Consider the following 18,015-nt stretch of genomic DNA (forward strand, 5'->3'; position numbering starts at 1 on the left):
CGCCCACGATGCCCGCCACCCCCAGCCCCAGAGCCAGCAGCGGCGCCCGCCTGCGCACCAGCACGCCCGCGCAGGTCAAGGCCAGCGGCCCGACCATCCACCACTCGGGCAGGCCACGCTGGAAGTGCGCCCCGCCCGCGATCAGCACCAGCCCGATCGCGAACGCGAGCCCGGCACCCAACGCCACCCGTTTCATGTCCTCATCCCACCACCCTTCCGGCCCGGCCACCTCCTGCTGCGCGACGCTTGTGGATACACCCTTCGATGTATCCACAAGCTCGTTTCCGCTGACGATGCGCCATCCGGCCCTCTGCCCAACACTGGAACACGTGATTGTCGCCCTCATCGTCGGCTGCGAGATCGGCTTCTGGCTCCTGCTGGGACTCGGACTGGCCTGCCGCTACCTCTGGCACCTCCGTACGCTCAGCGCCGCCCTCCTGCTCGCCGTCCCCCTGCTGGACGTGATCCTCCTGGCGGCGGCCGTCATCGACATGCGCGGGGGCGCCACGGGCGACGTCCGGCACGGGCTGGCGGCGGCGTACCTGGCCTACTCGATCGTCTTCGGCCACCGCACCATCCGCTGGGCCGACGCCCGCTTCCACCACCGCTTCGCCGGCGGCCCAACACCTCCCAGACCACCGGCGGGCGGCATGGCCAGAGCCCGCTACGAGTGGACGCTGTGGCTGCGCATCGTTTTGGCGTACGGGATCGCCTGCGTGGTGCTGCTCGGACTCGTGTGGCTCGTCGACGACCCGGCGCGTACGGAGCCGCTGGTCGCTTTCATGGACGACCTGTTCAAAATACCGCTGATCGCCATACTCTGGCCGGTCAGCTACACGCTGTGGCCACGTAAGGTGGAGTCGGCAAGCTCATGATTGCGGCATGCGGTTCGAGGCACCCCCAACAACCCGCTATGCTGGTCTGGCAACGAGCGGCCGTAGCTCAATGGATAGAGCATCTGACTACGGATCAGAAGGTTACGGGTTCGACTCCTGTCGGCCGCGCTCCAGGTCAAAGACCCTTTGGGATGATCCCGAAGGGTCTTTTTCGTGGCCGTACAGCAGCGTTGTACAGCAACGCAGCCCGGCACAGCCGACCCCCCGCGAACAGCCCGTGCCGACGGTACGCCCGCCACTCTACTCAGGCACCGTCGAGGCCCTCTCGTAGGCGGCGAACCCAATCCGCGGGGAAGACCTGCTCAAGCCGCTCTCTGCTGGTCTCCAACAGCCCTTCCTCCGCCAAGGGAAGAAGGGCACCGTCCTGAACGGCTTTGTGATCCTCGGGTGCAGGGCAGATCAGGACAGCGAGGATCCGGCATCCTCGTTGAAGCTCCTCGATCCCCGTCGTGTGGATCATGCTCTTGATGGGTTCCCATGCCGTCCGTACGGCAACACCCACCAACCCATCGGGGAGAACGCTGCGCCCCTTGGCCTTCCGGGACTGCAGGATGACCGTCGTCACGTACTCCGGGATTCGGTCCATGGCTTTCGAGAATTTTTCGATGACCTCGGCCACGGCGACGAGAAGATCGCACCAGAAATGATCGGTAAGTTGTCTTCTGGCCTTTCGCGGCTCGCTCCCACCGAACCTTTTATCGAGCTCCCGGATTACAGGTCCGGCGAGGATGTCTCCGATTTCCTGTATACGGTCGATGGTGTCCGGGTTTTCGGATAGCCAGTCAACGAGGTCGACTGTAGCGCTATCGGTGGCTGCTGCCTGTCTGGCCTTGGATGGCTCGCGTCGCCCTACGGGGGGCCGAGTTGCGGCCCAGTCTGCGTCGCTGCGATCCCGCGCATCCTGACGAGCGACTGGAGAGGGGTCGCGGGACAGGGAGAGAGCGTTGGTCCAGCCGTGCTGCGCTCCACCGCACGCGGAACATCCGCAGTAATGCCCCTTGGCCCGCTCGCAGATCACAGGGTGCGTCATTCGCCCTCCGCTACGTCTGGCAGGTAGTGAGCTGGCTCCTCACTGAAGCCCTCTTCTTTTGAACCACAAGCAGCGGAAAGCGAAATGACCAACGTAGCCAGTCCGGCATATCCCTTCGGTTATGACGAAATCCTGGGCACACGCATAGGTCCTCTGGGATACCCCCAAGAGGACCTACGCGTGGTACCGAGAGATTAGTTATGTCTCCCTTGAACGGTCGAGGCCCTGATTGAGCCGGTCAAGCGCCTTACGGGTTTCGGGACTGGGGATCTGAGTGTAAATGTCCATGGTCATCGAGATCTGCGAGTGGCGCAGGATACGCATGGCCACGCGCGGGTGGACGTCGAGGGCGGCCGGGAGGGAGGCACAGGTGTGTCGGGTGTCGTGGACGCGGATGCGTGGGACACCCGCCCGGCGGCAGTGGCTACCGAAGGCCCGGTTGAAGTTCCGCGGCTCAATCGGTGTGCCCGTTCGGGTCGTGAAGGTCAGGCCCGAGGTCATCCATCTGTCCCCCGCCAGCTTGCGCGCCTCCTCCCGGACGCGCTTACGGTGCCTGAGCGCCGAAACGCATAGCCCGAAAAGCGGCAGCGAGGCGGCCGAGTCCTCTGTCCTGGTCGTCTCCCGGTGTAGAAGTTGACCACCGACTCTGGTGAGCTGACGAGAGATCCAGAGCTGCTCGCCGACGAGGTCCACGCAGTCCCATGTGAGACCGAGAGCCTCTCCACGACGAAGGCCCAGAACGAGGATGAGCACGTACGCGGCGTACAGCGGATCGTCAGCCTCCCGGAGGTGTTCAAGGGTACCCGCGCGCCTCATCGACGGTCCACACCCCATGCTGCTGCGCGCGAGGTGGCCCTTGCAGCACTTACCGACCGAGCAACACCGCCGCTTGAGCTCCGACCGGCTGCGGTCCTTTCGTTGATCGCAGCAGGGCAAAGCGTGGGCAGGGTGTTCAGCCAAGCTTGCACGTCCCGAACGGTGAGCTTGTCGAGGCGCTTCTTGCCCAGGCCGGGGACGATGTACAGCCGGACGAGCGGTTCGTACGCCACGTACGTCGTGGGCTCGCGGTTTGGCCCGATCACTTCCGCGAGCCAGCGATTGAGGAAAGTGCCCACTGATTCATGCTTGGTGGCTACAGGTCCCTTGCGGTCCTGCTCATGGAGCTTGAGCCACTTCTCGCGGGTCTCCTCGCGAGTCTTGCCGTAGGCCCACTTGCGGGTCTTCTTCCCCTCCGGTGTGATGACCCAGACGTAGCCTGCCCACGATCGGGCGGTTCGCGCGCTGCTCGTCGCGGAGAAGATCGCGCCCGCCGAGGTGCGGCGGTCGGGCCCGCGCCTGGTCATCGAGGACCTGTTGCATCAGGACCTGCACAGCAACCTGTCAGGGCTGAGGGCGCTCGCGCGGCATGCCTCCGTCGCTCTGTAGCCCTCGCGCGTACGGCTGCGCGTGGGCTGCGCACACCGCGCGTTTTGATCTTGGCCTGAGGGGGCCACGGCCGCCATGAGGCGGGGGCCACGGGATCAAGGAAGCTCGGGCCGAGCCCTCACCTCGTACCGCTGCCGCTCGTCGTCGTACGGGCCGATCACGCCCGCCTCGGACAGCCGCTTCATCTGCTTCTGGAACCACGACCGCGAGATGCCGGGCGGACGCCAGTCCGAGGCTCCTGGACTACACCGTCACCTGTACCACTCGTCACCGTCCGAGCCGGCCCGACGCTCCAGATAATCCTTCAGCGACCCAGCAACCCTCTTACGATCATCAGTCTCATGATCCCACACGAACACATCGTCACGCTCTACCGGGACCCGGACATACGCGAACTGGTCTCCGCCGCCGTTGTCCCCCACGAACATGAGCTGGTCGAAAGACATGTATAGCCGCGCGAAGTCGGCACTGCGCCGAAACGCCTCGTTCTCCTCGATGATCTGCTGCACGGACCACACCAGCCCAGATCCATACTCATCCTGGACCCCGTTGGTTCCTCGCAGAAAATCTCGCAATTCGACTGGCACTTCTTGACCAAGCGCCGCCGAATCTGATCGATTTCTTCATCGGAAGCAGGCGTAGCGAACTGCGCACCGTCGTACAGCCGACCGATCAGATCATTCCACATGACAGAACCTCACCGTCTGCGGCAAATAAAGATCATGATAGACGGACCGCACGGTGGCCATTGCCGGCCCGAGCTCATGACGGTTCCCGCACGGATTCGACCACCACCCAGGGTTTGCCCGTGGCATGACAATCCAGGAACGCGACTCCACCGAACCCGGGGCGATTCATGCCGGCCACGGCCGTGGATGATCACGGACGCTTGTGGATGGAGCGTTCGCCGGCGTCACCTGGCCGAGGAGGTGTCTCCGTGATTTCGGAGGCCGGCCTCGATGCCGTCGAGAAGGAGGGTGAGCCCGTCCTCGAAGGCGGCGGATCCATCCGGCGGGCCGCCGTCGCGGATGGCGGCCAGGAGCGTGGGGGTCTCCCGGGCTTGGTCAAGGCCACCTGGTGGGGGCTCGTCCCGCTGGTGACGCGCCTGTTCCTCCAGGACGAAGCCGGTGATGTAGGAGCCGAGTGTGGTGATGGCGCGCATCGCCTGTACGGGGCTGAAGCCCCGGAGCACCAGCGCGTGGAGCTCCCGATCGAACGTGGCGGCGATGTCGGGGCCCGGGCTGGTTCCGGCTATGAGGCGGGCGCCGTCGCGATGGGACAGCAGGATGTCGCGGCGCTCCCGGGCCCGGCGAGCGAGCCAGTCGCGCCACTTCTCCCCCTCGCGCGGCGGCCCGAGATCCTGGCGCGCCTGAATGTGGCGGGCCAGCTCGTCGAGGAGTTCCTGCTTGTTGCGGAAGTGCCATGAGGTAGGACCGGCAACTGTGGCGACGCTCGCTGAGGTCTGCCGGGATGGCGAGGCGCACCTGGATGTCGCCGCTTGCCCGCAGCCCGTCGTCCAGCAGGGCGTCCAGTTGCTGCGCCAGCGCCTCGTCACGTACGGGTTGGATGGTCTCGAGCGACTCGAACTCGGGAAGCACCTGGCGGTCACGGATCTCGTTGAGGCGTCGCAGCAGTGCCAGGAACCTCACCTGGTCCAGCGGGATCGGAAGGCGAAGCCCGTCTTCGCCCTCGACGGAGATCGGTACCACTTCACGTTGACGCTCCGGCCACGCAGCGGGCCACACGTGAACCGACCGTCGACCGCGGTGGCCGTGGCGGATGACTCCAACTCGATGCGGAAAATGCGCGCCGCGATCCATCCGCCCAGGTGCCCCGCGGTCATGGGACGATCAATGATCGCTGCGACCTGCTGGTCGATGCCGTTCCGCTCCCTCAACAACGCGGCGATGTTCCACGTCGACGTCGCTCATGCCGCCCAGCCTTCCACCGCCGGGTGTCCGCCCACCAGAAAACCGGAGAGCCGGCGTCCCGCTCACGTTCCTTCGGGAGCCTTCGGCACGTACGGGGTCAGGGCCGGAGGATGGCTTCCATGTCTTGGAGGGCGGCCAGGACGTCGGCGAGCTGGTCACGCTCGACTCGGGAGAGGGTGATCGCGCCCGTCCGCGTCGCACGGCAGGATGGGCGTCATGTTGGAGATCAACTTACTGAACGAGTCCGACCGCGACCGCTGGGAGTGGCTGGCTCGGGGCAAGGACACGTACTTCGAGGTCGAACGCAGCGACGACGACTACGAACGGACCTGGCGGCGTCTGCTCGACGACGAGCATGTGCGCGGGATCGGCGCCAGGCTGGACGGCGGGATGGTCGGCATCGCGCACTACGTGTTCCACGCCGGGATCTGGTCCGCCGGGAGATGTTATCTGGCGGACCTGTTCGTGCACGCGGACCTCCGGCGGCGGGGGATCGCGACGGCGGTGATGGAGTGGGTGGCGCGAGACGCCAAGGAGCACGGCTACCCGAGCCTCTACTGGAACACGTTGGAAGACGCCCCGGCTCGCGGGCTGTACGACAAGGTGGGCATGTTCCACCAGGGGCTCATCCTGTACACCTACCGGCGGAACGCGAGCCGGGCCTCCACCCGGCGCTGAGGAGCGGTCCAGGACGAAGTGATCGCGACGTTGGCCCGCCGGCTCTAGAACGCGGCCTCGTCCCGGTGGTATCCGGGGCTCTGCGGCAGACGAGCCCGCTGGTGGATTCTCTCCACCAGCTCCGCGGCCCGCGCCTTGATGAACGCGACCCCCTCCGTGCCCCAGTCGTGGGGCTTGGTGTCCACGACGCAGATGGTGCCCAGGGTCTCCGTCCCGTCGATCAGTGGGGCGCCCAGGTAGGCGCGGATCCCGATCTCGTCCACGACCGGATTGTTGGCGAACAGGTGGTAGTCCATCACTTCGTCCAACGCCATCGCGTGTTTCCTCGTCACCACGTACATGCAGTAACCGTGGTCGCACGCCATGGTCCGGAACGGATCCGTTTCGGGGTCAACGTTCCGGTCGCGTGAGGAAGGATACAGACCGGCGAAATACTGCCGTTCGGGGCCGATGATGTTGACCATGGAGAAGGGTGCGTCAAGCTCCTGGGCCAGGACTCGCGCGAACTCGTCGAACTCAGGGTCAGGCTCCTCCCGGATGCCCAGTTCCTCCAGCCGGGCAGCGCGGCGGTGCGCGTCCTCGTCTACGGGAGTCACTAGGCGAAAGGTGGAGGGAAGACTCATCACAGGCTCCTGTCTGCTTATCTGGCCGTTCCTGTCTGGGATGGCGGCCATCCGCTCGGAGGATAGCAAGGTGGTCAGAAGCGGGCGGCAGCCAGCAAATCGGTCGCGTCAAGCTCCGCGACCTCGGTGACGGCCCGGAGGGCAGTGTGAGCGAGGCCGTGCCCGGGTAGTCGGAGCGCCGTATTGCACCGGAGCCCCGGTGGACAAGACAGTAACGGAGGTACGTCACGTCACCTCAAATCCCGAATGAACCGATAGTGTGCTCCTGACTCGTTATGGTGACCGTTGTCCCCCGATCACCCCGTGTACCAAGGACGCTTGATGTCTGCGCCTTCCTTGCCTTCCACCGCCCCCGAACGCCAAGATGCCGGAGGCCGTGGCAGGCCACGCGGCCGCGGTAAACGTCGTCCGCTCAACGTTCGTGCCTTCCACCTGTGGGCGTCCGTTCTGCCAGCGGCTTTGATGGCCGGACTTGGGCTGGCCGCGGTGACGGTGTTAATCCTGACCAGTCCTTCGTCACCGCAGGCTTGGCCGACACTGGCGGTCATGGCGGGGGGAATGGTGGCCATCATGTGTGTCGCCGTGGTCGTAGCGGATAAGGCGGCGCAGCGGGAGCACCAGATTTCTGACCGTTCGGCCGCCCGTTTCCGAGAAGTGGAGACACGACTCGCGAGCCTGGGGTTCCTGGTTTCTCGCGGACGGCAGGAGCTGCAACGCCTGGCAGAGCGGATGGCCGCCGGCGAGTTTCCCGCACGACGCGGCGTCGACTTCCAGCCCCTGGCGGCCGGCGGCTCCATCAAGCAGCTTGAGGCCGAGATCCAGGAGGCCCAGAACGAGGCCTGGAACGCGGTCATCAACGCGGCGAGCCGGAAGTCGAACAACCGTCCCGCGCATCAGCCCGTCGAGGTCTTCGTCAACCTCGCCCTGCGCATGCAGTCACTGTCTCATCGGGCGATGCGGGGACTCGACGAGCTGGAGAACCAGGTCGAGGATCCGGAGCTGCTCAAGGGCCTGTTCAAGGTCGACCACCTCAGTACTCGCCTGCGCCGGCAGGCCGAGAGCCTCGCCGTGATCGGCGGGGCCGTGCCGAGGCGCCAGTGGAGCAGGCCGGTGGCCACGTACGAGATCCTGCGCTCGGCCATCGCCGAGGTCGAGTACTTCAGCCGCGTCAAAGTGGTGCCGCCGGTCGAGGGAGCCCTGGACGGCGCCGCGGCCGCGGACGTCATCCATCTGCTCGCCGAACTCGTCGAGAACGCCACCAAGTTCTCTCCACCGCACACGCAGGTGCTTCTCCACGCGGAGACCGTGACCGCCGGCTTGGCCGTCGAGATCGAGGACCGCGGCCTCGGCATGTCGCGGGACGCCCAGCGCCGGCTGAACGACATTCTCGCCGCTCCGGAACGAACGGACGTCGACGAACTGGTGCGGGACGGCCGTATCGGACTGCTCGTGGTGTCCGCCCTCTCACGCCGGCACAAGATCGTGGTCAGGCTGCAGACCAACATCTACGGCGGCACCCAGACCATCGTGGTGATCCCCAACGAGTTGATCAATACAGAGTCCCAGGAGCCCGTGTCACGGCAGCCGGCCTCGCCCGAGCCGTCCGACCGTTCGCCCGCCGTGCCGGCCAGTACGCCAGGCTCGCTCTTCTCCCCGAAGTCGCCCTCCGCTCCCCGGCAGGACGCCGCGGTGCCTGCCCCCGGCGCCCGCCCTGACGTCCCGCCGGAGCCCCGGCGGAAGCAGAGCGCCGGCCCGCCCGCCCGGCAAATGGAGAAGCGGCCCGACGCCGGCCCTCCGCGAGGAGCCGGCCAACGCCCGGAACTGCCGAAACGTCGCCCTCAGACGAACATGGCGCCCGGGCTCCGCAACGCTCCCGCGCTCCTGGACGACGATACGGATCTCAACCTCGATCACGGGCTGATGGCGTCATTCATGAAGGGGATGCGCAGTGGGCAGGATGAAGACACGAGAGACGAGACTGGAAACTCCAGTCTGTAGATCACCACACGGTTAGAAGGAGAATCCTGTTGAGCCCCGTCTCTTCGAACACGAACCAAGATCTTGCCTGGCTGCTCAAGGGCTTAGCTCAAGAGGTCCCTGCCATTCGTGGCAGTGTGCTGTTGTCCTCCGACGGACTGGTGAAAGCCTCCCACGGTCTCGACCGCGACAGTTCGGAATATCTCGCGGCCCTCGCGTCCGGCCTTTTCTCCATGGCACGGAGCGCCAGCGACAAATTCGACGGCGCGAGTGAAGTCCGGCAGGTGGTGACCGAACTCAAGTCGAGCCGGCTGTTCATCGCGTGGGCCGGCCACAATTCGGTCATCGCGGTGCTGGCCGGAGAAGACGCGGATCCGGGTGTCGTGGGTTTCGAGATGGCCCGGCTGATCAAGGCCGTCCGTCCCTTCCTGCACACCGCGCCCCGCCCACCGGCGACAGGTTCCGGCGACAGGACCCGATGAACATGGCCGGTGACGACGAAGTATGGCTTGATGACGAAGCAGGCCCGCTGATCCGCCCTTACACGGTCAACTCGGGGCGCACCCGCCCGACCGTGGAGATGGATCTGCTCTCGTTGGTGGTCACCACGGGCAAGCCCAGCCCGGACGTCGATCCGGAACACGTCAAGGTCATCGGCCTGTGCCAGACGCCGCTCTCGGTCGTGGAGGTGGCGGCGCACCTCCGGCTTCCCGTGATGGTCACCAAGGTTCTCCTCTCGGACCTGGTGGACTGCGGAGCCATTGTCATCTGGGCATCGTCCACTTCGTCCAGCCACGTCACCGACCGCGTTCTCCTGGAGAAGTTGCTCGATGGTCTACAACGAATCTGAGATGCCGGCCATCCAGGTGAAAATTCTGATCGCCGGTGGATTCGGCGTCGGAAAGACGACCTTCGTGGGCTCGACGAGCGAGATCGAGCCGCTGAACACCGAAGAGTTGATCACTGCGGCCAGCATGGGCATCGACAACCTCAGCAGGACGGTGGACAAGTCCACGACCACAGTCGCCTTCGACTTCGGCCGGCTCACCATCCCGCAGCACAACATCGTGCTCTATCTGTTCGGAACCCCCGGGCAGGAGCGTTTCTGGTTCATGTGGGATGAGCTGTCCGCGGGCGCGCTCGGGGCCATTGTCCTGGCGGACACCCGGCGGCTTCAGGAGAGTTTCGCCGCCATCGATTTCTTCGAGAATCGGGGCATCCGGTTCCTGGTCGCGGTCAACGTGTTCGACGACGCGTTCCCCTACGAACCGGACGAGGTGCGAGCCGCACTCGAACTCGACTCGCACGTGCCGATCGTCTTGTGCGACGCCCGCGACCGCCGGTCCGCGATGTCGGTGCTCCGGACGTTGATCCAGTATCTCCTCGCCGCCGCGTCCGCTTATTCCGCCTGATACGCGACGGCCGGCGATCGGTTCCGGCACGCGCGGTGGCGTCCTTCGCCGAAACCGACCACCTGTTCGTCACGGCCGATCGACGACCGGGATGTGGATCATGATTGTGGCAGGGGCAGGGAGAGGTACGGGAAGTCCGCGCGAAGCGTCCCAGTGGCCGATCCGGGGTCGAGGCCCATGTCGATCGGCGTGTTGAGCACCAACCTGAACATGACTTCCGGCGTGCAGTCCGTCAGGTTGCGGCCGTTACGCCTGTCGACGGTGAACTCCGCCGCGGTGCCGATCTCGTACCGCAAAATATCGGGAAAAAGCAGGTCGCGAACATGGCGACCATGGCCGGCGGGGTCCGGGTGCGTGCCCATGGCGCCGACCACGTCCGCGGTCAGCTTCTCCACCAGGGCCCCGTAGATGGCGTGGTCCTGCACCGGCTGGGTGGTGTTGTATTCGCTGGAGCGTTCGGTGTCGTCCGGGTTGAAGATGGTGTTGACCAGCGGCTGCGCGCAACGGTTGATCTGACGCCAGCCGCCGGCGTCGGTCGGCAGCACGCTCGTCCCCCAGAAGCCGATGGAGCTCGTCCCGAGCGCGCCGTCGGGGACCTCGAGCACAATGGCGCTGACGTTGGTGCCGCTGAAGACGTTCGCCGCGTTGTTGCGGTCCCAGCCGCCCAGGTCGGGTGGCGTGCCCGTGGCGACGGCCTTCACGACGGCCGTGACGACCGAGCCTTCGATGAAGAAGGGGTCCCCGGCCAACCCGGCCCAGACGCGTACGCCGTCCTTGCCGGTGATCTCCTCCTCGGTCCGCCCCGAGGCCACGCTCACCCCGGCGGCGTAACGGTCGCGCGCGTCCAGGCCGTCGAGCCGGCGCAGGTCGATCGTCTGCCTGCCGTCGGCTTCGCGGGCGCCGAAGGTGGCCCGGAAGGTGATGTCGTGGACCGCGTCGCCGTCCACATCGATGTTGAACTCGTACAGTGCCTCAGGGTGAAAGCCGTCCGTCCCGGACAGCGGGTTCACATTGATGACGAAGACGGTGCCCGAGGTTCCTCGGAAAAGGTAGACATCGCTGATGTCAAGACGCTTGTCCTGACGGGCGAGTGGCGAGTCGAGATGGTGCGACATGAAGCTCCTTGAAAAGGCCGATCATTTACCATGGGTGCGAGATCCGCTGCGTCCACCAGACGACCTTGCCGAATCCCGATACGGCCGCCCTGGAGCCCCAGTCCATTGCCAGGGCGTCCACAATGGCCAGCCCGCGATGGTGCTCGTCGTCGTGCGCGGCCGGGATCAGCCGGGGCGGCCGGGGATCGGGATCGGAGATCTCGAAGCGCAGCGTGTCCCGCGACAAGGTGACGCGAAGGCGGACGAGGCACCCTCTGCGCAGCTCAGGGCGCACATGCGTGGCGGCGTTGGTGACCACTTCCGAGGTGATGAGCTTCGCTTCGTCGATCGTCTCGGCGAACACGCCCCAGAGCGAGAGAGTGTTTTCCACCATGCGACGTACGACGCTCGGCTTGAAGTCGTCCAGATGCCACTCGCAGGACGCCGTCCGCGCCTTTGTCCGCTGCATCATCCGCCACCACTGAATTCGGGACACGCGATTGCTTGTTATGGCGTGTCCGATGTTAGGGCGAGCGGCGGCGGTGCTCCGGTTTCTTTCTGCACAGTGATGCGGTCAGCCGGTTTCATGCTGCTGAGTCAACGTCAGCCAATGGCTCTGTCAGGACGGCCCGACCGAATCGAGGATGCGGAAGGCGAGCACGGCGTCGTGCCGCGCGGAAGGCCCATTGAGCAAGGACCGGGAGAGAATTCCTTCCACGCGGACCAGCCGCTTGCGCACGGCCGGCACGGTCAGTCCCAGCATCGACGCGGTCGCGTCCAGCCGGGCATTGCTCCTCAGCCAGGTCCGCAACGTCTCGAGAAGGCACGGGTCACTTTCATTCAGAGGGGTGAGGTACGACTCCGCCCAGTGGAACACCGCGGGAGTGTCGAGGAGCGCGTCCAGCGTCACATCGCCGGATTCGTCGTTGCCGGGCTGCGACGGCTGAGCGAGGAGGCGTAGCGCGAGCTGCGTTTCCGCCTGGACGGCGAGATCGTTCAGGTCACAGCCCAGAAGCCGCTCGATATGGCGCAACCGGGCGGACAGCGTGTTGCGGTGGATCTTCAGCTGGCGCGTCGCCGCGTTGAAGAAGGCGAGCCACGACGTGAGAGTCTCCTTGAGCTCCTCGGCGTCGGGGTCCTGCGGGCGTTCGGGCCGGTGATCCAGCAGGCGGCTCAGCGACCTGGCCGCCCACCGGTGGCCACGCGCTCCCAGCAGCGACGCTATGTCCTCGCGCGAACTGTACGTCGCGCACCGTGCGTCGATCCCCCTGGCCACCGCGAGCGCGTGAAAGGCCTGCTGGTATCCGGCCGCGATGTCGCGCAGCCGCACGAGCCTCCCGGCTCCGGCGTAGCACCCTGGGTTGCTCGCGACCAGGGAGCGCAACGCCTGGTCCAGCGGGTTGTCCTGCGAGTCGGCAGGGGCCAGGATGATGAGGTGGCCGACATAGACGGGACAGGCCACGATCCACGCCCGTCCCCCGGTGGCCTCGGCGCACGTCCTCGCGTAGTGGGCTCTGCGGTTCGCCGGGGACTCCACGATGTAGACGCGGGTGGGATCGGGAAGCCTCCCCGGCAGAGCTCCGGCGACCCGTTTCGCCGACTGGACCTGGCCGAGCATGAGCAGGTGCAGGACCGCCTCGCGGCTGTGCGACTCGGCCTGCTCGACCTGGCGCGAGTGCCGGCCGAGCTCTTCCATCCGCCACCGCAGCCACAGCAGGCCCGCAGCGTCGGACACCAGGCTCCGGACGTCCGAGGAGAAGGGTTCGTCCCTGGCGACGATGAGAACCGGGTTCGGCTCCTGGCTGCCGATGGACATGATGTGGGCGACCTGCGTACCCAGGCTGATCGCGGCGGATCGGGTCTGCTTGGTGATGACGCGGCGGATGTCCTTCTCCGCCCGGGAGAAGATCTCCTCCGAGGACCTGGGGTAGGCGTACAACGGAGAACCGGAAGGGTCGACCAGCATCGCGTGCCCGGAGATCTGCCGGGCGAGCCATCGCAGGAGACGGCTCAGTCCGTCCGGCCGCAGCGCGATGCGCTGCATCGCCTTCAACTGGTCGGTACGCTCGTGCAGCTCGCGCCGCTGTTCCCGGCGGATGACCGGGTGGATTCCGGCGCAGAAGTGGGGAGCGTCGTCCAACGCGATGAGCAGCGGGACGCCGTGCTCCCTGGCGGCCGGAAGCGACGCGGACAGCACGTCGTCCTCGACGGCTCCCGCGAGGACCACTCCGGCGGCGCTTTCCACGGCCGGCCAGTCGATGCCCGCCCCGGCCGGCAGGACGAGCAGCACGTCGTTCAGCGCGTGAACCGGCGCCCCCGCGCCGGCCGCCCACATCCCCTCGGCGACCGCCGCCACCGGCCTGCCACCATGCCGGACCGCGTCCTCAGGGTCAACGAACCGCAGGCCCAGGCCGGGCCGGCTCACCAGACCACTGAGAGTCGGCATGCGTGCTCCTCTCCGGCGCCGGCGGAGGACCGGCTCGTGCGATCGCCTCCCGCACCGGGCAAACCACACCCTTGTGCTTGATCACACAAAAGTAGCGCGATCAGGGTGAAGGGATACAGCGATGTGCCAGGAGCGCAACCTCGCGCGCCGGGCCTTTCTCGGGCCGAACACGCTGTACGGAGTCTCCGACGCCACGGAGTTCCGGCACAACGCGGTCATGGAGCTGCGGGCCACGCTCGCCCGGTGTCCGTCGGACCCCACGGTGACCGGCCTGATCGACGCTCACAGACCGCGTCGGTGAGTGAGGGGCGATCAGGCGGGGAAGTCCAGGCGGTAGAAGACGGCCATTCGGCGCATGAACGGCAACGTTCTCCCCACCGCGGCCAGCGCGCGGTAACCGGGCCTGAGCTTGTCGTATCCGGGCAGGTCGAAGGCGCTCAACGCGGTGACCAGGCGTAACCGGGGGTCGATGGACGTGAGGTCGGCGGGGCCGTCCACTCCCCAGTGCAGGGTCGCGCCGGCGAGCCGGACCACCCGGTTGATCTTCTGCCAGCTGATGCCGCGCCGGCTGAACGCGTCGAAGACGAACGTGCCGGAGGGGAAGCGATCGATGATCGCGCGGAACAGCGTGTGACCCTCGGCCTCCGTCAGGTACATGGTCAGGCCCTCGGCGACGACCAGCACGGGGAGGTCTCCCTTCACGTGGTCGAGCCAGGTCAGGTCGGTGACGGAGGAGGGGATCGCGGTGTGCTGCTCGCGTGCCGGGTAGAGGCGCTCGCGCAGGTCGATGACCTCGGGGAAGTCGACGTCGTACCAGTGCACGCCGGGGCCGGGGCCGACGCGGTGGGCGCGGGTGTCCATGCCGCATCCCAGGTGCAGCACGATCGCCGCGGGGTGTTCGGCGAGGAAGTCGCGGGTCCAGTCGTCCAAGTGCCTGGCACGCCTGGCGACGGTCACGGCGTCGCCGCGTTTCATGCCGACCTTGGTGAAGTCGGTGTCGATGGCGCGTACCGCTTCGAGTGCCATCGTGTCCCCCAGGATGGGGGTGGGCGACTCGGCGTCGACGGCCCGGCCGTACAGAGTGGCGAGCATGGTCGCCTTCTCACCACTCAGCTGCACTTTTTGCATGTACGTCACGCTACGCCCGTCAGGCGTCACCGGGGACCCTACGGGGACATGTCGGCTCATATCCCCGTACGACGTGATGTGTCAGGACAGGCGGCCCTTACGTCGTAGGTAGCCGGGGTTCTCGACGGCGCGGGCCATCGTCTCGATAGCCAGCTGGGCGCCCAGTTGCGAGGTGACGTTGGAGGCCACGTCCAGCATCGGATTGATCTCCACGACGTCGAAGCCGACGAGCTCGTGCTCGCGGACGATCGCGAAGATCGTCTGGCGGAGCTCCTCGTACGACATGCCGTCGGCCTCGGCGGAGGCGCACCCCGGCACGAGCGGCATGTCGAGCACGTCGATGTCCACGCTGACGTACACCTTCCTGCCCTTGGGCAGGGTCGTGAGCACGTGCTCGACGCCGGCCTTCCTGAATCCCTTCATGGTGAACACGTCGTTGCCGTTGGCGCGGCTCTCGGCGAGGTCGTCCTGGGCGGCGCGCATGCCGCGGCTGCCGATCTGCACGATCTTCTCGACGTTCGGCAGCTTCCCGATCTTCAGCATGGGACTGCCGTTGCCGTACTGGGCTCCGTGGATGAAGGGGCGGTAGTCGAGATGCGCGTCGAAGTGCACGACGCAGATCGGCTCCTCGTAGGCGCGTACGACGCCGTAGGTGACCGAGTGCTCTCCGCCGAGGACGATGGGGACGGCCCCGGCCTCCAGGATCTGCGCGGTGCTGTGGGTGATGTTCTTGAAGGTCTGCTCGGGGTTGGAGTAGATGATGTCGACGTCGCCGCAGTCCACGATGCGCTCGTTGGCGGTTTCGTACTCCAGGTAGCGCCTGTCCTCCTCGATGTCGAAATATCCGGACCTGGCCTGCATGCGGCCGTAGCCCGCGTACCGTACCGACTGCTCCCGGATCGCCCGCGGTGCCATCCGCGCGCCCGGGTACCAGGGCGCGCCCTCGTCGTTGGGCACCCCCAGGATGGCCAGGTCAGCATCGAGCTGCGAGAGGTCGCTCACGATGGGCGACCGCTGGAAGGTCGGGATGCCAACGAACGGAAGGTTGAGCCGTAGATCCGACATGATGCGTGATATTCCTTCTTGTTGGTGGTGCGTCAGGCGTCCAGCCGCAGCTCAAGACGGCGAGCGAAGCGGCTGAGGCCGTAGTTGAGGACGAAGTAGCAGACGGCGGCGAAGCCGAGCACCGCGAACGGCTCGGTGAGCAGCCGGGAGTTGGTGACCTCGACCCGGTGGAAGAACTCGAAGACGCCGATGATCGACACCAGCGATGTGTCCTTGATCAGCTTGATGAACTCCGACACCAGCGCCGGAGCCATGCGGCGCAGCGCCTGGGGCAGCACCACGTCGCGCATCGTGATCGCCTGGGACAGGCCGCAGGCGCGGGCGGCCTCCCATTGCCCGCGCGGCACGGACGCGATGCCCGCGTGCACGATCTCCGCCAGATAGGCGCTGGTGAACACGCCCAGCGCGACCACGCCCGCCCAGAACGGGGTGAGGTCGAAGCCGAGGTCGGACAGGACGAAATAGCAGTAGAGGATGAAGACGATCAGCGGCGCGCTGCGGATGAGCTGGATGTAGCCGATCGCCGGCCACCGGACGAGCCGTGAGCGGGCCGAGCGCATCGCGCCCACCAGCACGCCGAGCACGGCGCTCAGCACGATGGCCAGCACCGCGAGCTTCGCCGTCTCCCAGAGCCCGGCCAGCATGAACGGAAGGTTGTCGGTGATCACGCCCATGGTCACGACTCCAACGCCGGTGTCGGGGCCGCGGTTCTGGCGCCCGGCCGGACTCTGGCCAGCATGCCGCGGACGACGAGACTCAGCAGCGCGGACTCGGCCAGGCAGATCACGACGAAGATGACGAGTGCGGCGGTGTACGCCTCGAACGCGGCGAAGGTGGCCGATTCGATCTGCTGGGCCTGGAAGACGACGTCGGTGACGCCGATGGCCATGACCACGGAGGTGTTCTTGGTGGCGCTGATGTACTGGTTGCCGATCGCGGGGAACGCCAGCGCGAACGCCTGCGGCAGCACCACCGCGCGCATCGCCGCCCAGTAGCCGAGGCCGCCGGCCCTGGCCGCCTCCAACTGCCCTCTGGGCACCGACTGGATCCCGCTGCGCAGCGCCTCCGCGACGTACGCCGAGGTGTAGATGGTCAGGCCGAGCAGCCCGGCGAGGAACTGGTTGGAGTACACCGGGTTCAGCGGCGCCGCGACGGCCCTGACGAGGTCCAGGCTGAACATGCCGAAGCTCCAGAAGACCAGTTGCACGAGCAGCGGCACGTTACGGAAGAACTCGACGTAAGCGGACAGCAGCCAGCGCAGCGGCGCGAGCGCGGGCGCGGTGGACACCCGGCCGAGCGCCACCAGCGTGCCCACCACCGTGGAGCCGATGATGGCGAGCACGGCGAGTTGCAGGCTCACCCAGGCGCCGTGCAGCAGGAAGCTCCTGCCGGGATCGTCGAGCACCACGCTCCAGCTGAGGTCGTTGAACATGGCTCACGCCCCCGAGGGAAGGACGCGGATCTTGTACGGCTCGGGCAGCACCTTGCCCCACCACCTGGTGTAGATGCGGTCGTAGGCGCCGTCCTCGGCCATGCCCATCAGCGCGGCGTTGACCTCGTCGCGCAGGGCGGCGTCACCCTGGCGGAACCCCATGGCGAGCGGTCCCTGAGCGATCCCCGGGCTGACGATCTTGACCTTCTCGCCCGCCTTGTCGGCGGCCGACTTCAGGCCGGTGAGAATGCCGACCGTGGTGCTGACGGCGTCGGCGTCGCCGCGCAGCAGCGACTGCAGGGCCGTGGGCCAGGACTGGAAGCTGAGGATCTTCGCGCCCGGCGCCTTGTCCCGCAGCACACTCTCCTCCGTGGAGCCCTGGACCAGCGCCACGGTTCTGCCGTCGAGCTGGCCTACACCGGTGATCTCGGAGTCGCCGCGCACCATCAGGCGCTGGTCGTCCTCGAAGTACGGCTCGGAGAAGTCGATCGCCTTGTCGCGCGCCCGAGTCGCGATCATGGTCGCGGTGATCACGTCGATCTTTCCGCTGTCCAGGTTGGCCACCCGGTTCTTCGGGTTGACCTCGACGAACCTCGGCCGTACCTTCAGCCGCTCGGCGACCTCCGTGGCGAGATCGATCTCGAAGCCCTCCGGCTCGGTCGCGCCCTGCCCGATCGATCCGAACGGCGGGGTGTCGAACTTGACCCCGAACACGATCTCCCCGCGTTTCCTGATCTTTTCGAGCGAGTTGACCCCGGTGCCGCCCTTGGTCCCCGCCACCGGGGACAGTCCCGCCCTGGGGCGGTCGCCGCAGGCGGTGAGCAGCAGCAGCGCGAGCGCCAGGCACACGACCCGTTTCATCCGTACAGACACCTCTT

The 18,015-nt window shown here is 66.7% G+C and carries 20 protein-coding genes, 1 tRNA gene and 3 pseudogenes; 8 read left to right on the forward strand and 16 right to left on the reverse strand.

All coding sequences use genetic code 11. The features are described from left to right. A pseudogene (locus tag GUY59_RS01320) lies at window positions 1-196 on the reverse strand (two-component sensor histidine kinase); the annotation flags it as partial. A gap of 133 nt (window positions 197-329) precedes the next feature. Here GUY59_RS01320 and GUY59_RS01325 point away from each other — a divergent pair. Together GUY59_RS01325 and GUY59_RS01330 are read left to right on the forward strand one after the other, a co-directional pair. Continuing rightward, the gene (locus GUY59_RS01325; RefSeq protein ID WP_138200617.1) at window positions 330-875 is read left to right on the forward strand and encodes a hypothetical protein; all 546 of its coding nucleotides are present in this window, start codon (window positions 330-332) and stop codon (window positions 873-875) included. A 56-nt stretch (window positions 876-931) separates the two neighbouring features. Next, window positions 932-1,004 (forward strand) — tRNA-Arg (locus GUY59_RS01330). A gap of 136 nt (window positions 1,005-1,140) precedes the next feature. Here the strand turns inward: GUY59_RS01330 and GUY59_RS01335 are convergent. From GUY59_RS01335 to GUY59_RS51200, 6 genes and pseudogenes are all read right to left on the reverse strand, one after another. Continuing rightward, window positions 1,141-1,515: a hypothetical protein gene (locus GUY59_RS01335; protein ID WP_138200618.1), complete on the reverse strand. Its 375-nt coding sequence runs from the start codon at window positions 1,513-1,515 to the stop codon at window positions 1,141-1,143. 609 nt (window positions 1,516-2,124) lie between these two features. Next, window positions 2,125-2,742 (reverse strand): site-specific integrase, encoded by a 618-nt coding sequence (locus GUY59_RS47235; protein WP_201760383.1) that lies wholly within the window; start codon window positions 2,740-2,742, stop codon window positions 2,125-2,127. Next, window positions 2,739-3,269: an N-terminal phage integrase SAM-like domain-containing protein gene (locus GUY59_RS47240; protein ID WP_201760384.1), complete on the reverse strand. Its 531-nt coding sequence runs from the start codon at window positions 3,267-3,269 to the stop codon at window positions 2,739-2,741. Before GUY59_RS47240 ends, GUY59_RS47235 begins: the two co-directional genes overlap by 4 nt. A 333-nt stretch (window positions 3,270-3,602) precedes the next feature. Further along, window positions 3,603-3,944 (reverse strand): annotated as a pseudogene (locus tag GUY59_RS01345) (SMI1/KNR4 family protein); the annotation flags it as partial. A gap of 320 nt (window positions 3,945-4,264) precedes the next feature. Further along, the gene (locus GUY59_RS01350) at window positions 4,265-4,906 is read right to left on the reverse strand and encodes a TetR/AcrR family transcriptional regulator C-terminal domain-containing protein (protein ID WP_138200619.1); all 642 of its coding nucleotides are present in this window, start codon (window positions 4,904-4,906) and stop codon (window positions 4,265-4,267) included. Then, window positions 4,839-5,171: pseudogene (locus GUY59_RS51200) on the reverse strand (DUF6119 family protein); the annotation flags it as partial. The pseudogene GUY59_RS51200 and the gene GUY59_RS01350, both read right to left, overlap by 68 nt. Before the next feature lie 327 nt (window positions 5,172-5,498). Here GUY59_RS51200 and GUY59_RS01360 point away from each other — a divergent pair. Continuing rightward, on the forward strand, window positions 5,499-5,960 hold the full coding sequence (locus tag GUY59_RS01360) for a GNAT family N-acetyltransferase (protein ID WP_236666731.1): 462 nt from the start codon (window positions 5,499-5,501) through the stop codon (window positions 5,958-5,960). 44 nt (window positions 5,961-6,004) lie between these two features. On the opposite strand, the gene GUY59_RS01365 is transcribed toward GUY59_RS01360, so the two are convergent. Then, window positions 6,005-6,556: a GAF domain-containing protein gene (locus tag GUY59_RS01365; protein WP_252374911.1), complete on the reverse strand. Its 552-nt coding sequence runs from the start codon at window positions 6,554-6,556 to the stop codon at window positions 6,005-6,007. Between the two features lie 573 nt (window positions 6,557-7,129). Between GUY59_RS01365 and GUY59_RS01370 the strand changes: the two genes are divergently transcribed. The 4 genes from GUY59_RS01370 to GUY59_RS01385 are packed head-to-tail and all read left to right on the forward strand — an operon-like array spanning window position 7,130 to window position 9,972. Next, on the forward strand, window positions 7,130-8,581 hold the full coding sequence (locus GUY59_RS01370; RefSeq protein ID WP_161714332.1) for a sensor histidine kinase: 1,452 nt from the start codon (window positions 7,130-7,132) through the stop codon (window positions 8,579-8,581). 29 nt (window positions 8,582-8,610) lie between these two features. Then, on the forward strand, window positions 8,611-9,042 hold the full coding sequence (locus GUY59_RS01375) for a roadblock/LC7 domain-containing protein (RefSeq protein ID WP_236666732.1): 432 nt from the start codon (window positions 8,611-8,613) through the stop codon (window positions 9,040-9,042). 2 nt (window positions 9,043-9,044) lie between these two features. Continuing rightward, on the forward strand, window positions 9,045-9,410 hold the full coding sequence (locus GUY59_RS01380) for a DUF742 domain-containing protein (protein ID WP_201760386.1): 366 nt from the start codon (window positions 9,045-9,047) through the stop codon (window positions 9,408-9,410). Then, window positions 9,391-9,972: a GTP-binding protein gene (locus GUY59_RS01385; RefSeq protein ID WP_138200624.1), complete on the forward strand. Its 582-nt coding sequence runs from the start codon at window positions 9,391-9,393 to the stop codon at window positions 9,970-9,972. Before GUY59_RS01380 ends, GUY59_RS01385 begins: the two co-directional genes overlap by 20 nt. A gap of 98 nt (window positions 9,973-10,070) precedes the next feature. Here GUY59_RS01385 and GUY59_RS01390 read toward each other — a convergent pair whose 3' ends face one another. From GUY59_RS01390 to GUY59_RS01400, 3 genes are all read right to left on the reverse strand, one after another. Continuing rightward, window positions 10,071-11,087 (reverse strand): DUF4331 family protein, encoded by a 1,017-nt coding sequence (locus GUY59_RS01390; protein WP_138200625.1) that lies wholly within the window; start codon window positions 11,085-11,087, stop codon window positions 10,071-10,073. 25 nt (window positions 11,088-11,112) lie between these two features. Continuing rightward, window positions 11,113-11,538, reverse strand: a complete 426-nt coding sequence (locus GUY59_RS01395; protein ID WP_138200626.1) for an ATP-binding protein — start codon at window positions 11,536-11,538, stop codon at window positions 11,113-11,115. Window positions 11,539-11,685: 147 nt separating this feature from the next. Further along, entirely contained in the window at window positions 11,686-13,512 is a 1,827-nt protein-coding gene (locus tag GUY59_RS01400) for a helix-turn-helix domain-containing protein (RefSeq protein WP_138200627.1), read from the reverse strand. Between the two features lie 121 nt (window positions 13,513-13,633). Between GUY59_RS01400 and GUY59_RS01405 the strand changes: the two genes are divergently transcribed. Beyond that, window positions 13,634-13,813 carry an MmyB family transcriptional regulator gene (locus GUY59_RS01405; protein ID WP_161714333.1) on the forward strand — a complete coding sequence of 60 codons (180 nt, stop codon included), beginning with the start codon at window positions 13,634-13,636 and terminating at the stop codon, window positions 13,811-13,813. A gap of 11 nt (window positions 13,814-13,824) precedes the next feature. On the opposite strand, the gene GUY59_RS01410 is transcribed toward GUY59_RS01405, so the two are convergent. From GUY59_RS01410 to GUY59_RS01430, 5 genes are all read right to left on the reverse strand, one after another. Further along, entirely contained in the window at window positions 13,825-14,640 is an 816-nt protein-coding gene (locus GUY59_RS01410; protein WP_138200628.1) for a class I SAM-dependent methyltransferase, read from the reverse strand. 81 nt (window positions 14,641-14,721) lie between these two features. Continuing rightward, complete coding sequence (locus GUY59_RS01415) at window positions 14,722-15,705, reverse strand: arginase family protein (RefSeq protein ID WP_138200629.1); 984 nt, start codon at window positions 15,703-15,705, stop codon at window positions 14,722-14,724. 32 nt (window positions 15,706-15,737) lie between these two features. Next, window positions 15,738-16,379 (reverse strand): amino acid ABC transporter permease, encoded by a 642-nt coding sequence (locus GUY59_RS01420; RefSeq protein WP_138200630.1) that lies wholly within the window; start codon window positions 16,377-16,379, stop codon window positions 15,738-15,740. 2 nt (window positions 16,380-16,381) lie between these two features. Continuing rightward, the gene (locus tag GUY59_RS01425) at window positions 16,382-17,137 is read right to left on the reverse strand and encodes an amino acid ABC transporter permease (RefSeq protein WP_138200631.1); all 756 of its coding nucleotides are present in this window, start codon (window positions 17,135-17,137) and stop codon (window positions 16,382-16,384) included. Between the two features lie 3 nt (window positions 17,138-17,140). Continuing rightward, entirely contained in the window at window positions 17,141-17,998 is an 858-nt protein-coding gene (locus GUY59_RS01430; RefSeq protein ID WP_161714334.1) for a transporter substrate-binding domain-containing protein, read from the reverse strand. Window positions 17,999-18,015: the final 17 nt, after the last annotated feature.

This window comes from Nonomuraea sp. K271, from assembly GCF_009908215.1.
In the GTDB taxonomy this organism is placed as follows: Bacteria; Actinomycetota; Actinomycetes; order Streptosporangiales; family Streptosporangiaceae; genus Nonomuraea; species Nonomuraea longispora.

Bases quoted from the DNA above. Each gene is read 5' to 3' on its own strand.
- GUY59_RS01415 (WP_138200629.1), bottom strand. From the start codon at position 15,705: ATGTCGGATCTACGGCTCAACCTTCCGTTCGTTGGCATCCCGACCTTC.
- GUY59_RS01425 (WP_138200631.1), bottom strand. From the start codon at position 17,137: ATGTTCAACGACCTCAGCTGGAGCGTGGTGCTCGACGATCCCGGCAGG.
- GUY59_RS01410 (WP_138200628.1), bottom strand. From the start codon at position 14,640: ATGCAAAAAGTGCAGCTGAGTGGTGAGAAGGCGACCATGCTCGCCACT.
- GUY59_RS01405 (WP_161714333.1), top strand. From the start codon at position 13,634: ATGTGCCAGGAGCGCAACCTCGCGCGCCGGGCCTTTCTCGGGCCGAAC.
- GUY59_RS01400 (WP_138200627.1), bottom strand. From the start codon at position 13,512: ATGCCGACTCTCAGTGGTCTGGTGAGCCGGCCCGGCCTGGGCCTGCGG.
- GUY59_RS01370 (WP_161714332.1), top strand. From the start codon at position 7,130: ATGGCGGGGGGAATGGTGGCCATCATGTGTGTCGCCGTGGTCGTAGCG.
- GUY59_RS01395 (WP_138200626.1), bottom strand. From the start codon at position 11,538: ATGATGCAGCGGACAAAGGCGCGGACGGCGTCCTGCGAGTGGCATCTG.
- GUY59_RS01360 (WP_236666731.1), top strand. From the start codon at position 5,499: ATGTTGGAGATCAACTTACTGAACGAGTCCGACCGCGACCGCTGGGAG.
- GUY59_RS01420 (WP_138200630.1), bottom strand. From the start codon at position 16,379: ATGGGCGTGATCACCGACAACCTTCCGTTCATGCTGGCCGGGCTCTGG.
- GUY59_RS01390 (WP_138200625.1), bottom strand. From the start codon at position 11,087: ATGTCGCACCATCTCGACTCGCCACTCGCCCGTCAGGACAAGCGTCTT.
- GUY59_RS01380 (WP_201760386.1), top strand. From the start codon at position 9,045: ATGGCCGGTGACGACGAAGTATGGCTTGATGACGAAGCAGGCCCGCTG.
- GUY59_RS01430 (WP_161714334.1), bottom strand. From the start codon at position 17,998: ATGAAACGGGTCGTGTGCCTGGCGCTCGCGCTGCTGCTGCTCACCGCC.
- GUY59_RS47240 (WP_201760384.1), bottom strand. From the start codon at position 3,269: ATGACCAGGCGCGGGCCCGACCGCCGCACCTCGGCGGGCGCGATCTTC.
- GUY59_RS47235 (WP_201760383.1), bottom strand. From the start codon at position 2,742: ATGAGGCGCGCGGGTACCCTTGAACACCTCCGGGAGGCTGACGATCCG.
- GUY59_RS01385 (WP_138200624.1), top strand. From the start codon at position 9,391: ATGGTCTACAACGAATCTGAGATGCCGGCCATCCAGGTGAAAATTCTG.